The organism is Pseudomonas sp. JH-2, assembly GCF_036231725.1.
Taxonomy (GTDB): Bacteria; Pseudomonadota; Gammaproteobacteria; order Pseudomonadales; family Pseudomonadaceae; genus Pseudomonas; species Pseudomonas delhiensis.
Map to the genome: position 1 here is coordinate 1 of NZ_JAZAQP010000034.1, position 13776 is coordinate 13776.

11 protein-coding genes are annotated in these 13776 nt (G+C 68.1%); 7 read left to right on the forward strand and 4 right to left on the reverse strand.

Going from position 1 to position 13776, the window contains the following annotated elements; genetic code table 11:
- Positions 1 to 437 precede the first annotated feature (437 nt).
- A complete protein-coding gene (locus VV867_RS21220; RefSeq protein ID WP_328567486.1) occupies positions 438 to 1646 on the reverse strand; it encodes an ammonium transporter in 1209 nt (402 codons plus the stop codon).
- A 428-nt stretch (positions 1647 to 2074) separates the two neighbouring features.
- Between VV867_RS21220 and VV867_RS21225 the strand changes: the two genes are divergently transcribed.
- The 5 genes from VV867_RS21225 to VV867_RS21245 all read left to right on the forward strand — a co-directional run bounded on the left by VV867_RS21225 (position 2075) and on the right by VV867_RS21245 (position 5776).
- Positions 2075 to 2392, forward strand: coding sequence for a DUF883 family protein (locus tag VV867_RS21225; RefSeq protein WP_089392657.1), 318 nt, complete (start codon positions 2075 to 2077; stop codon positions 2390 to 2392).
- A 3-nt stretch (positions 2393 to 2395) separates the two neighbouring features.
- Positions 2396 to 2779, forward strand: a complete 384-nt coding sequence (locus tag VV867_RS21230) for a phage holin family protein (protein ID WP_089392658.1) — start codon at positions 2396 to 2398, stop codon at positions 2777 to 2779.
- Complete coding sequence (locus VV867_RS21235; RefSeq protein WP_328567487.1) at positions 2776 to 3129, forward strand: hypothetical protein; 354 nt, start codon at positions 2776 to 2778, stop codon at positions 3127 to 3129. The genes VV867_RS21230 and VV867_RS21235 overlap by 4 nt, the downstream gene beginning before the upstream one ends.
- A gap of 82 nt (positions 3130 to 3211) precedes the next feature.
- Complete coding sequence (locus VV867_RS21240) at positions 3212 to 4375, forward strand: EAL domain-containing protein (RefSeq protein WP_328567488.1); 1164 nt, start codon at positions 3212 to 3214, stop codon at positions 4373 to 4375.
- A gap of 69 nt (positions 4376 to 4444) precedes the next feature.
- Positions 4445 to 5776 (forward strand): deoxyguanosinetriphosphate triphosphohydrolase, encoded by a 1332-nt coding sequence (locus VV867_RS21245; protein ID WP_109934763.1) that lies wholly within the window; start codon positions 4445 to 4447, stop codon positions 5774 to 5776.
- 39 nt (positions 5777 to 5815) lie between these two features.
- Here the strand turns inward: VV867_RS21245 and VV867_RS21250 are convergent, their stop codons facing one another.
- Positions 5816 to 9481, reverse strand: a complete 3666-nt coding sequence (locus tag VV867_RS21250; protein WP_328567489.1) for a transporter substrate-binding domain-containing protein — start codon at positions 9479 to 9481, stop codon at positions 5816 to 5818.
- Positions 9482 to 9545: 64 nt separating this feature from the next.
- Positions 9546 to 10172: a response regulator transcription factor gene (locus VV867_RS21255; RefSeq protein ID WP_024128782.1), complete on the reverse strand. Its 627-nt coding sequence runs from the start codon at positions 10170 to 10172 to the stop codon at positions 9546 to 9548.
- Between the two features lie 283 nt (positions 10173 to 10455).
- On the opposite strand from VV867_RS21255, the gene VV867_RS21260 reads away from it, so the two are divergent.
- The gene (locus VV867_RS21260) at positions 10456 to 11703 is read left to right on the forward strand and encodes an EAL domain-containing response regulator (protein WP_109934762.1); all 1248 of its coding nucleotides are present in this window, start codon (positions 10456 to 10458) and stop codon (positions 11701 to 11703) included.
- A gap of 27 nt (positions 11704 to 11730) precedes the next feature.
- Here VV867_RS21260 and VV867_RS21265 read toward each other — a convergent pair whose 3' ends face one another.
- A complete protein-coding gene (locus VV867_RS21265; protein ID WP_109934761.1) occupies positions 11731 to 12075 on the reverse strand; it encodes a YggL family protein in 345 nt (114 codons plus the stop codon).
- 243 nt (positions 12076 to 12318) lie between these two features.
- Between VV867_RS21265 and dacB the strand changes: the two genes are divergently transcribed.
- Complete coding sequence (dacB, locus tag VV867_RS21270; RefSeq protein ID WP_109934760.1) at positions 12319 to 13761, forward strand: D-alanyl-D-alanine carboxypeptidase/D-alanyl-D-alanine endopeptidase; 1443 nt, start codon at positions 12319 to 12321, stop codon at positions 13759 to 13761.
- Positions 13762 to 13776: the final 15 nt, after the last annotated feature.

Genomic DNA, 13776 nt, shown 5'->3' on the forward strand with positions numbered 1-13776 from the left:
TCGCGACATCCATGTCGCATGACCTCCTGAGCGCCGGTTTCGCTCGGCCTTCTGAAGGGGCGTTCCGGTGCGCTCGGATATTTCTCTGGAAACCCGTAGGGCGCATAACGCCTACGGCGTTATCCGCCATCGTCGTCGGGCATCGGTGTTTGGGCTAACGGCGGATAACCGCGAACGGTTATTCGCCCTACGAGTTTGCCGGCTGACGCTGCGTTATCCGCTTGCTCGGGACAGCCCCCTCTCCCTTCAGGGAGAGCGTGATGCAAAACCACAAAGCTCCCGGGCTCCCCGTAGGGCGCATAACGCCTACGGCGTTATCCGCCATGATCGCGGACAAGGTCCGCTCCTTGGTTCCAGGAGGCACGGGCGTAGGAGCGGACTCCGTCCGCGATTGGACTCACCGGCCGCGCCGGACGCCGCGGTGGCACGAACGGCGCTCAATCGTGGTTGATCGCCCCGATCTTGTGGATCGACAGGTCGGCACCGTAGTACTCCTCTTCCTGGCTCAGGCGGATGCCCACCGCCGCCTTGATCCCGCCGTAGACCAGCAGCCCGCCGGCGAAGGCGATGACAATGCCCAGCAGGGTGCCCAGCACCTGGCTCGCCAGGCTCACCCCGCCCAGGCCGCCCAGGGCCTGCTGGCCGAAGATGCCGCAGGCGATGCCGCCCCAGGCGCCGCACAGGCCGTGCAGCGGCCATACGCCGAGCACGTCGTCGAGCTTCCAGCGCGTCTGCGCCGCAGTGAACACCCAGACGAACAGCGCGCCGGCCACCAGGCCCGTGGCCAGTGCACCGACCGGGTGCATCAGGTCGGAGCCGGCGCACACCGCCACCAGGCCGGCCAGCGGGCCGTTGTGCAGGAAGCCGGGGTCGTTGCGCCCCACCAGCAGCGAGGCGATGGTGCCACCGACCATGGCCAGCAGCGAGTTCACCGCCACCAGGCCGCTGGCGTGGTCCAGGGTCTGCGCGCTCATCACGTTGAAGCCGAACCAGCCGACCACCAGGATCCAGGCGCCCAGGGCCAGGAAGGGGATGTTCGACGGCGCGAAGGCCACCAGCCGGCCCTCGCGGTAACGGCCGTTGCGCGGGCCCAGCAGCAGCACCGCGGCCAGCGCCAGCCAGCCGCCGAAGGCGTGCACCACCACGGAGCCGGCGAAATCATGGAAGGGCGCGCCGAACTTCAGGGCCAGCCAGGCCTGCAGGCCGTGGTTGCCGTTCCACGCCATGCCCTCGAAGAAGGGGTAGACGAAGGCCACGATCAGCGCCGTGGCGCACAGTTGCGGGGCGAACCGGGCGCGCTCGGCGATGCCCCCGGAAATGATCGCGGGGATGGCGGCGGCGAAGGTCAGCAGGAAGAAGAACTTGACCAGCGCATAGCCGTTCTCCGCGCTCAGCTCGCTGGCCGGCTTGAGGAAATCCACGCCGTAGGCGATCCAGTAGCCGATGAAGAAGTACGCAAGGCAGGACACGGCGAAGTCCGAGAGGATCTTCGACAAGGCGTTGACCTGGTTCTTCAGGCGCACCGTGCCGACCTCGAGGAAGGCGAAGCCGGCATGCATGGCCAGCACCATCACGGCGCCCAGCAGGATGAACAGGGTATTGGAACCGTGGATCAGGGTTTCCACGGCACTGTTGAGGTTTTCCATGAATCAGGCAGCCCCGGATCAGACCGAAAAAGCACCAAAACAGCTCATCGCCCCGGCGCACCGCACCAGCATGAGGCGCAGGCGCACCGATAAGGTCCAGCCCCCTGCTCCACACGGCACACGAGGGCGCGGAGGGGCACCTCTGTTTTTTTGATTTTTCTTTTGTCTTTCAGTTGGTTAATGGATTTTCCGGCGGTCTTCGGACGTCCCTGAACGCCCCCGTCTGGGGCACTCGCACCGGATGACGCACCACGGCGTTGCAAGCGGCATACCATGCGCCCGACGGGCGAAGCGGCGCAGACTGGTCTTCACTGAACGGGCCTGAGTCCTGCTCTACGTCGCCGCTTCGCCGTCGATTTATGGGAAACTTCCCAACGCCCTGGGGCTCAGAAACCAGTGAACCCCTCGCAAACACAAGGAGCCTCACAATGCCCCGCAAGAGCACCGCGAATACCACCAAGGACGAGCTGCTGGCCGAGTTCCAGGCCCTGGTGGCCGACACCGAGAAACTCCTGCAGACCTCCGCGGAACTGGCCGGCGAGGAAGCCGATGCCCTGCGCGAACAGCTGCGCTCCGGGCTGGGCCGGGCCCGCGAACGCATCGACGCCGCGCAGAGCGCCGTGCGCGACCAGGGCCGCGCCGCGGTGGACGCCACCGAGGACTATGTCGGCGAGCATCCCTGGCAGGCCGTGGGCCTGGCCGCGGGCGTCGGCTTCCTGCTCGGCCTGCTGGTCGGGCGGCGCTGACCGATGAGCGACGCCAAGGACGCCCCGCCACACCAGGGCCCTTCCGTGCGGCGCTTCGGCGCCGCACTGCTGGGCCTGCTGCATGGCCACGTCGAACTCTTCGGCCTGGAGTTGCAGGAGCAGAAGAGCCGTACCCTGGCGCTGCTGCTGTTCGCCGGGCTGGCGTTGCTGTTCGCCCTGCTGCTGATACTGGGCCTGTCGCTGCTGGTGCTGGTGCTGTTCTGGGACAGCGACCGGCTGGCCGCCGTGCTCGGCCTGTGCGCCTTCTATGCGCTGGGCGGCGGGCTGTGCGCCTGGCGCCTGTACCAGCTGGTGGACGACGACAGCTCGCCATTCAGCGCCACCCTGGAAGAACTGGCCCGTGACCGGGAGCAACTGCTGCCATGAGTGAACTGCCGCAACTCTCCCCCCGCCCCACGCGGCAGGAACTGCGCAAGGCCGTGCTGCGCCTGCGCCTGGAAGTCCAGCGCCAGCAGCTGCGCCAGGAAAGCGAGAAGCTCCTGCAGCCGCTGCGCCAGGCCCGCGACCTGGGCCAGGGCGTGCGCCAGCAACTGCGCGGCGGCGCCTCACTGTGGGCCGCCGGCGGCGCGGCGGCCGCGGCCGCCCTGATGCTGCGCCGCAAACGCGGCCTGGTGCGCCTGCTGCGCCTGGCCATCGTGCTCGCGCCGCTGCTGCTGAAGCTGCGCCAGCCGGCCGCGGGCAGCCCGGAGAAGCCGCCGGCGTGCCAGGGCGACTGAGCGCCCTGGCTACATTCTTGCTAGGAGGCAATCCCGGGCCGGCGGCAACGCCCTCCCTTCCCCTTCACTAAGGATGTGTCCCTTGATCGACGGGCAACCGGTCGCCTGCTTCCAGCCTTTCATCGATACCGCCACCGGCCTGATCGCCGGGGTCGAGGCCCTCGGCCGGATGCGCCAGGCCGACGGCCAGCTGCTCTCGGTGGGCCCGCTGTTCGTCGATCCGAAGATTCCCCCGGCGACCTTGCGCCGCCTCGACCGGCAGATCCGCGACGACGCCCTGGCGCGCCTGCCGGAAGCGCCCGCGGACTGGTTCCTCAGCCTGAACATCTCGCCGCGCTGGATCAGCCGGCTGCGCCCCAACCAGCCGCTGCCCAGCCTCAAGCAACTGCAGCAGCACGGCGTCGACCCGCACCGGGTGGTCTTCGAGATCACCGAACTGGGCGGCGGCAACCAGCGCCTGCCCGAGGTGGTGGCGCGCTACCGCGAGGCCGGGGCGCGCATCGCCATCGACGATTTCGGCGCCGGCTACTCCCAGCTCGACCGCGTCCTGGCGCTGCAGCCGGACATCCTCAAGCTGGACATGCGCCTGTTCCAGCAGGCGGCCCGTGGCGGCCCCAGCGGCGAGGTGGTCAAGGCCCTGGCGCAGATGGCCGAGAAGACCGGCTGCTGGATCATCGCCGAAGGGGTGGAGACCGAGGCGGAACTGGACTTCGCCCTGGAGTGCGGCGCGCGCTTCGTCCAGGGCTACCTGTTCGCCCGCCCGGCCCTGGACTTCCCCGCCAGCGACGCCTACCTCGACGCCTTCGGCCAGTGGCGCGACCGCTACGTACAGCGCAAGCTGCAAGAGCGCGCCCGGCTGGTGCAGCTGCGCCAGCAACTGGCCGAACTGGTCGCCAGCCTGCGCCCCTGGGCCGAGGGCGGCGCGCGCCTGGCCAGCCTGCCCACCCCCGACGCCTTCCCGCGCCTGCTGCGGGTGTACCAGTGCGACCGCCACGGCACGCAGATCTCGCCCAACCTGGAATGGAACGGCCTGTTCTGGAAGGAAGACCGGCGTTACGTCGGCCACAACTGGTCCTGGCGCCCCTACTTCTACCAGTTGCTCGCCGAGGGCTGGGAAGAACGCCGGCTGACGCTGTCCAATACCTACCGCGACGCCACCACCAACCAGTACTGCATGACCGCCGGGCAGTTCATCGACCAGGGCCGCCGCCTGCTGCTGATCGACATCGACGCCGAAGGCCTGTGACAGGCCGCGATTGAGATTGCCGCGGGCAAGGGGTAGCGTTGGCCCCACCACGAGCAATCGGACGAGCGAATGGACTGGCATACCCTGCTCCCCCGCGAGCGCCTCGGCAAACCCGTGCACAGCAGCGCGGAACTGGGCCGCAGCGCCTTCCACAAGGACCACGACCGCATCATCTTCTCCGGCGCCTTCCGCCGCCTGGGGCGCAAGACCCAGGTCCACCCGGTGTCGAGCAACGACCACATCCACACGCGCCTGACCCACTCCCTGGAGGTCGGCTGCGTCGGCCGCTCCCTGGGCATGCGCGTCGGCGAGATGCTGCGCGGCGAGCTGCCGGAATGGTGCGACCCCAGCGACCTCGGGGTGATCGTGCAGTCGGCCTGCCTGGCCCACGACATCGGCAACCCGCCCTTCGGCCACTCCGGCGAGGACGCCATCCGCCACTGGTTCCAGCAGGCCGCCGCGCGCGGCTGGCTCGACGCCATGGATGCCGACGAGCGCGCCGACTTCCTCAATTTCGAGGGCAACGCCCAGGGCTTCCGGGTGCTCACCCAGTTGGAATACCACCAGTTCGACGGCGGCATGCGCCTGACCTACGCCACCCTCGGCAGCTACCTGAAGTACCCCTGGACCGCGCGCCATGCCGACTCCCTCGGCTACAAGAAGCACAAGTTCGGCTGCTACCAGAGCGAGCTGCCGCTGCTGGAGCAGATCACCGAGAAGCTGGGCATGCCCAAGCTCGACGACGAGCGCTGGGCGCGCCACCCGCTGGTCTACCTGATGGAGGCGGCGGACGACATCTGCTATGGCCTGATCGACCTGGAAGACGGCCTGGAGATGGAGCTGCTCGACTACCCCGAGGTGGAGGCCCTGTTGCTGGACCTGGTCGGCGACGACATTCCCGAGACCTATCGCCAGCTCGGCCCCAGCGATTCCCGTCGGCGGCGCCTGGCGATCCTCCGCGGCAAGGCCATCGAGCACCTGAGCAACGCCGCCGCGCGGGCCTTCGTCGAGCAGAAGCGGGCCCTGCTGGAGGGCGGCCTGGGTGGCGACCTGGTGGAGCACATGAGCGGCCCGGCCAAGCGCTGCGTGCAGCAGGCCAAGGCCCTGGCGCGGCAGAAGATCTTCCAGGACAAGCGCAAGACGCTGCACGAGATCGGCGCCTACACCACCCTGGAAATCCTGCTCAACTCCTTCTGCGGCGCGGCCCTGGAACAGCATGGCGGCCGCAGCCCGTCGTTCAAGAACCAGCGCATCCTCGACCTGCTCGGGCACAACGCCCCCGACCCCGACTGGCCGCTGCACAAGGCCTTCCTGCGGGTCATCGACTTCATCGCCGGGATGACCGACAGCTATGCCACCGAAATGGCGCGGGAGATGACCGGGCGCTCCAGCCCGGTGTGAGGCGTCGAGGTTGCGCCGCGCCCGTGGGGAAGCCCGGCCCTAGGCCGGGTCGTTCTCGGTGGCCGACGGCGCCGGCCGGATGCAGCCTTCCTCGTCCAGCCGCTTCAGATGGCCATGCAGGCTGGCCTGCAGCGCATCCAGCGCCCTGCGCAGTTGCTCCACGGCACTGCGCAGGGTCGAGAACTCGGCGCGCTCGGCGCAGGCCTTCTCCAGCTCCGCGCAGCGGTCGTGCAGGGCCATGGCGCCCACCAGCCGCGCCGCGCCCTTGATTCGGTGGGCCAGCTCGGCCAGGCGCCGCCGGTCCTGCGCGTGCAGCAGGGGTTCGAGCTGTTCGGCGTCCGCCTCGTTGCTGGACATCAGCTCGGCCATCAGGTTGCGCGTCAGTTGGGCGTTGCCGCCGGTCATCTCCAGCAACGCGCCGATGTCCAGGTCGCCCTCCTCCTGCGGAGCCGCTGCCGGGACCGGCCCCGGCGGCATCATCTCGCCGCACTGCAGTTGCTCCAGCTGGTCGCGCAATTGCTCGATGCTGATCGGTTTGAACAGGCAATCGTCCATGCCGGCCTCCTTGCAGCGCGCGATCTCGTCGGGCTGGGCATTGGCCGTGAAGCCGAGGATGGGGGAATGCGCCGCGCCGGTCTCCCGCTCGATCTCGCGGACTCGCCTGGCCAGGCTGTAGCCGCTGAGCACCGGCATGTTGCAGTCGGTGATCATCAGGTCGAACTCGCCGGGCCGCCATAGCTGCAGGGCTTCGCCGCCATCCGTGGCCATGGCCACGGTGTGCCCCAGGTGCTCCAGTTGCTGCGCCAGCAGCAGGCGGTTGACCGGGTGGTCGTCGACCACCAGCACGTGCAATGTCCGCTGCTCCACCGGGCGGCGCAGGATGATCAAATCCTCTTCCGGCGCGAGGGGCTCCAGCACCTGCAGCACCAGCCTGACGTGCACCTTGGTGCCCACGCCGGCCACGCTCTCCAGGCGCACCGAGCCGCCCATCATTTCCGCCAGCTTGCGGCAGATGGTCAGCCCCAGCCCCGTGCCGCCGTGGTTGGCGCGCCCTTCGCGCTGCACCTGGCTGAAGGGTTCGAAGAGCTGCTTCTGGTCTTCCTCGGCGATGCCGATGCCGCTGTCCTCGACGCACACCTCCAGTGCCAGCCGCTCGTTGGGCAGCGGCTCGCCCGAGACCCGCACCCAGACGCTGCCCTGGTCGGTGAACTTGATGGCGTTGCTCACCAGGTTGGAGAGGATCTGCTTGAAGCGCAGCGGGTCGATGAGCACGTCGCAGGCGGCCTCGGTCTCGATCTCCAGCTTCAGCAGCAGGCCCTTCTGCCTGGCCAGGCCGTCGAAGACGCGGGCCACCGACTCGATCAGCTCGCGCAGGCGCGCCCGTTCGGGCAGCAGCGTCAGGCGGCCGGACTCGATCTTGGCGACGTCGAGGATGTCGCCGATCAGCAGCAGCAGCGACTTGGCCGACTCGTAGGCCACCTCGATGGGCCCCTGCTCGCCGCAACCGCTGCAACGGTTGCGCGTCAGCGCCAGTTCGAGCATGCCGATCACCGCATTCATCGGCGTGCGGATCTCGTGGCTCATGGTCGCCAGGAAGGTGCTCTTCGCCCGGCTGGCTTCCTCGGCCTGCTCCTTGGCGATCTCCAGCTGCTGGTGCAGGCGCTCGCGCTCGGTGACGTCGACCCAGCCGGAGACCAGGCCGCGAACCTTGCCGGACGCGCTCCGGTAGGGCGTGAGCCAATGGTGCACCTGGCGCGGCTCGCCGTTGATCTCCAGCACCCGGTCGACGGCGACCGGCTCGCCGCTGGCCATCACCTGGAGGTATTCCCGGTGCAGGCCCTCGGCCTGTTCGGCGGAGAGCCAGATGCAGTCCCGCAGCAGCGACCCCGCCGCCGTCTCCTCCGACAGCCCGGTGGCCTCGCGGAAGGCCCGGTTGCAGGTGATCAGGCGCCCTTCGGCGTCGCGTACCGAGACCGGCTGGGGAATGCCGTCGATCAGCGCGCGCTTGAATGCCAGGCGGTCCTGCAGCTCCTGCTCGGCGTGCTGGCGCGCGCGCACCCTGAACAGCAGGTAGCAGTTCCACAGCAGGATCAGCCCGAGCAGCGCCAGGCCGCCCCACAGCAACCAGTAGAACTGCGAGCGGTAGCCTTCCCAGATGCTGTCCGGCGAGGCGCCGCTGGTGGACCAGCGGCTGATGATGCTGGCCATGTCCTCCGGCGAGATCGCCAGCAGGGCCTTGTTGAGGATGCTCAGCAGCTCCGGGTCGGCCCGCGAGACCCCCAGGGATATCTGCGCCGGCTCCAGGTCCAGGGTCGCGGCGATGCGCAGGTCGCGGTAGTAGCGGTTGACCAGGAAGGTGGCGGTGAGCATCGGCTGCAGGGCGGCGTCCACCCGCCCTTCCTCCAGCAGCGGCAGGGCGTCGCTGTAGTTGTCCACCTCCACCAGCTTCACCTGCGGGAAGTGCTCGCGCACGTAGGCCCCCACCACGCTGCCATGGGGCGCCGCCACACGCTTGCCGTCGAGGTCCGCGAGGTCCTGGCGGGTGTCGTCCTTGCGCGAGAGCAGCACGAAGGAGGTGCTCAGGTAGGGCCGGGTGAAGTCCACCTGCGCCTCGCGCTCGACGGTGGGCGTCATGGTCGCCAGGGCGTCGACCTGGCCCCGGCGCACCTGGGTGAACATGCCGGGGATGGACGAAGTCGGCAGCACCTCGAACTGCAGGCCGGTGCGCGTGCGGATCAGGTCCAGCAGGTCGGCGACTATGCCGCGGAAATTGCCCTGGGAGTCGAAGAAGGTCAGCGGCGCCAGCGACTGGTCGATGCCCAGCCGCGGCCGCGGGTTGCGCTCCAGCCAGCGCAGCTCCTGGGGCGTGAGGTTCAGCCGGTGGTTGGAGATGGAGAACACCCCGCCCACGCTCCAGCGCCGCTGGATCGACAGCTGCTGCTGGGCGCTGACGCTCTGCAGCGCCTCGTTGACGCTGTAGAGCAGCGGGCTGCCGTCCTTGCGCGCGGCGAAGGAGAAGCCGATGCCGTTGAAGTTGGCGAAGTTCAGCAGCTTGAGGTTGACCAGGTAGCCCTGGCTGATCAGGTACTGCGCGCTCAGGGCGTCGCCGACGTAGGCGTCCACCTGCCCGAGGGCGACGGACTCCAGGGCGCGGCGCAGCGAGTCGAAATGCACGACCTCGGCATCGGGGAAATGCTCGACCAGCTCCTGCGGCGAGAAGTAGTCGCCCACCACGGCGAGCCGCTTGCCGGTCAGCTGCAGGTCGCCTTCCAGGCGCATGTCCTGCGGCCCGACGATCACCGGCTGGTTCAGGGAATACGGGCGCGACAGCAACAGCTCGGGGATTTCCGCCTCGAAGCCGGTGGCGCGGCCGATCAGGTCGATCTCGCCGTCCACCAGCGCCTGGATGGTCTGGCGCCTGGACGGGTAGCGGCGCATCTCGATGCGCACGTTGAGCGCTTCGCCGATCAGCCCGAGGTAGTCGGCGGTGACGCCCTCCAGCTCGCTGCCGCTGACGGTGACGATCAGCGGCGGGTAGTCCGGCGCGGCCACCCCCACCACCAGCGTGCGCTTCTCGCGCAGCCACTGCCAGTCCGACTCCGGCAGCTCGACCCGCGGTCTCTCGGGAAGCGCCGCCGTGCGGGCCAGCAACGCGAGCTGCGTCCAGGGCGCGGGGGCCTGGGCCTCGTCGGCCCAGGCCCCCATCGCCAGCATCGCACCGAGAACGGCACCCAGCAGCGCCCTGCACCTCGACCCCATGGCGGACATCTCAGACCAGTGCGTTGCGCTTGGCGAACTCGATCAGGTCGACCAGCGAATGGGCATTGAGCTTCAGTAGCAGGCGCGTCTTGTAGGTACTGACGGTCTTGTTGCTGATGAACATCTGCTCGGAGATGTCCTTGTTCGAATAACCATTGGCCAGGTATTGCAATACCGACATTTCCCGGTCGGAAAGCCGCTGGATGAGTTCATGGTCGTCCATGCTGCCGTTGTTCTTGCGCGCCGGGCGCACGGCGGTGCTGGGGAAATAATTGTACCCGGCGATCACCGCGTTAACCGCGCTGATCAGTTCGGCCAGCCCGCCCTGCTTGCAGACGAACCCCGATGCCCCGGCCTGCATGCAGCGCATGGCATAGAGCGAGGCGCTCTGGCCGGTCAGCACGAGAATTTTCAGGGGCAGGTTGAACGCGGTGAGGCGGCTGATGACCTCGAGCCCGTCCAGCTTGGGGATGCCGATGTCCAGCACCACCAGCTCCGGCAGCAGATCCTTCACCAGGGACAGGGCGTCCACGCCGTTATCGGTCTCCCCGATGATGGTGTGACCTTCCTTTTCCAGCAGGACGCGCATTGCCATCCGTATTACCGGATGGTCATCGACGATAAGAACCTTGCTCAATTTTCAATCTCCGACAGACTTCCCAAGAGTGCGCCGTAAGATATCGTCTAGGGAATCGGTGTCGAGATTAACTGGGGCCACTTTGAACATCTTAAGTAAATTCCCATACATCAAAGGATAAATTCCTACACAAACTTGATTGGGCAACTTCCCCTAACTTTCCGATCGGTCTTTTTCAACATTCCCTGATGCAAATTCCCACAAGAAAAATGGAAGTTCTTTAAATAAATGGCGCCCGCCAGCCGGCACACTTCGCCCGTTATCCAATTCGGTACGCGCGACCATGAACAGATCGATCCCATCCAGCCTGCTGGTGCTGGAGGACCATGCATTTCTGCGCGAGGCGACCGTGCACGGCCTGCGGGTCCTCGGCTACGAGCAGGTCCTGGCCGCCGGCGACGGGGACAGCGCCATCGAGCTGCTGAGGCGGGAAGGCGGAGTCGACATCTGCATCTGCGACGTGCTCCCGCCGGGCATGGACCTGCTCGGGTTCCTGCGCCTGGCGGCCCAGGAGAAGCTGCTGCGGGCGATCATCGTGGTCAGCGAGATTCCCGCCGACCTGCGCCGGGCCATCGCCCACATCGCCACGCTGTACGGCCTGTCGGTGCTCGGCGAGCTGACCAAGCCGCTGCAGATGTCCAGCCTGCAGGCGCGCCTGCGCCACTACAGCGCCACGCCTGCCGCCGCCCCGCCGCTACCGCGGCCGACGCCCTCGGCGCTGGAGGTCTGGCAGGCCATGCGCAACCGCGAACTGAAGGCCTACTACCAGCCCAAGGTCGACCTCGACACCCTGCAGGAGGTCGGCGCCGAGGTGCTGGTGCGCTGGGACCACCCGGTCCACGGGCTGTTGCGCCCGGCCTACTTCCTCGCCGCGATCCGCCGGATGAAACTGCTGCCCGACCTCTTCGACCTGATCCTGGACCAGGCCCTGGACTTCGCCCGCCGCGAACTGCGCCAGGGCACCCAGCGGGCGCTGTCGATCAACATCGACCTGGAGGTGCTGCAGCAGCGCGACCTGGCCACCCACCTGAAGGAAAAGCTGCGGCAGACCGGCATCGATCCCGCCAGCCTGACCATAGAGATCATCGAAGGGGGGCTGGCGACCACGCCCCTGGCCAGCCTGGAGAACCTCACCCGCCTGCGCCTGCTCGGCTGCAACGTCGCCATCGACGACTTCGGCACCGGCTACTCCTCGCTGCAGCGCCTTTGCGACCTGCCCTGCAACGAGATCAAGCTGGACGCTTCCTTCATCCGCGACATGCAGCACAACCCGCGCACCCACGAGTCGGTCGCCAGCACCCTGGTGCTGGCGCGCCACCTGCAGCTGCGGGTGATCGCCGAGGGCATCGAGACCTGCCAGCAGCTGCAGCGCATGCGCGAACTGGGCTGCCGCTTCGGCCAGGGCTTCCTGTTCTCGCAGCCGATGTCGGAGGACGACTATCGCCGCTGGGCGGGCGTCGACCTGCCGGCGCCCGCGCCGGAGGCCGGCGCCGAACTGGAACTGGAAGGCGCGCACACCCCGCCGGGCTGAGCCGCGGGGCGTATGCCAGGCCCGCCCTCAGACAGGCTGGTGAATGGGCTGCTCCGGATACCAGGCGTCCTGCAGTGGGCTGACCGAACTGCCGCCCAGCTCGCCCTGCTGCTTCAGCCAGTCCTCCACGGCCTTGCGCTGCGCCTCGGTGACCGAGCCGCGGCGCGCCAGGCAGACGAAGCCGAAGTCGTCGCAACCGGTGTAGGCCAGGCCATTGGCGGTGATGGCCTGCTCCACGAAGCGCTTGAGGAAGGCCTGCAATTGCTCCGCGGGGAGCCCTTCGCGGTAGTCGAGCGACAGCTCGAACCCCAGCTCCTGGAACTCATCGACGCAGAGCTTCTTGCGCAGACGACGGGAACGGTTGCTGGCCATGGGGCGGATCTCCTCGATTGATGACGGCATGCGGGGCACGGCGGGCGCCGCCCCGCACAGACTCTAGCAGCTCGAAGGTGGCACTCACACGCGCATCGCGTGCAAACCCCAGCGCATCCGACAACGGCTTGCGGCATAATGCGCCGGCGCGTTGCCGCGCCACTGGCGCAATCGTCTATCGTCAGTGTCTGCTTTCGTCACCTTAGTCATGTCTATGCCCTGAACCGGGATTTCACTTCAACTATGTTCAAGTCACTGCGTGTTCTCGCCTTCGCTACCCTGCTGCCCTTCGCCCTGCCCACCCTGGCCGCCCCGATCAAGTCCGTCCTGCCCGAACGGGTGGAGAAGGCCCTCAAGGCCAGCAAGCTGACCAACGACGCCCTGTCGCTGGTGATGATCCCCCTGGACGGCCCGGGTACGCCGACCTACTTCAACGCCGACGTCTCGGTGAACCCGGCCTCGACCATGAAGCTGTTCACCACCTATGCCGCCCTGGAGCTGCTGGGCCCCACCTACCAGTGGAAGACCGAGTTCTACACCGACGGCAAGCTGCAGGACGGCGTGCTCAACGGCAACCTCTACCTCAAGGGCGGCGGCGACCCCAAGCTGAACCTGGAGAAGCTCTGGCTGATGATGCGCGACCTGCGCGCCAACGGCGTGCTCAAGGTCAACGGCGACCTGGTGCTGGACCGCAGCTACTTCAACCAGCCGCAGCTGCCGGTGTTCAACGATGACGGCGGCGACGACAACAAGCCGTTCCTGGTCGGCCCCGACGCCGCCATGGTCAACCTCAAGAGCGTGCGCCTGGTGGTGCGCAGCGAAGGCAACCAGGCCTCGGTGATGATGGACCCGCCGCTGGCCAACGTGCGCCTGGAGAACCAGATCAAGGTCAGCGGCCCGGCCAACTGCCCGGCCTGGCCGAAGCTGCGCTTCGTGCCGGAGACCCGCGCCGAGGGCACCGTGCTGGTCGCCGCCGGCGAGATTCCCCGCGGCTGCAGCGCGCAGACCTACATGTCGCTGCTCGACCACCCGGGCTACACCGCCGGCGCCATCCGCGGCATCTGGCAGGAACTGGGCGGCAGCATCAGCGGCGCCGACCGCCAGGGCAGCGTGCCGAAGAACGCCACCCTGCTGGCCCGCGCGCTGTCGCCGGACACCGTGGACATCATCCGCGACATCAACAAGTACAGTAACAACACCATGGCCCGCCAGGTGTTCCTCAGCATCGGCGCGCAGAACCGCACCAGCGCGGACGCCAACGACGGCCTGGCGGCGCAGCGGGTGATCCGCCAGTGGCTGGCGCGCAAGGGCATCACCGCCTCGCACCTGGTGATGGAGAACGGCTCGGGCCTGTCCCGCGACGAGCGCGTCAGCGCCCGCGAGATGGCCGCCATGCTGCAGGCCGCCTGGCACAGCCCCTACGCCTCGGAGTACATCTCCTCGCTGCCGATCGTCGGCGTCGACGGCACCATGCGCAAGCGCCTGCGCCACACCCCCATGACCGGCGAGGCCCACGTCAAGACCGGCACCCTCAACACCGTCCGCGCCCTGGCCGGGTTCAGCCGCGATGCCCGCGGCAACAACTGGGTGGTTGTGGCCATCCTCAACAGCAACCGGCCGTGGGGCGCCTCGTCCATCCTCGACCAGGTGCTGCTGGACCTCCACGCCTCCACCCGCGGCCAGTGATGCTGGCCGCGGGGG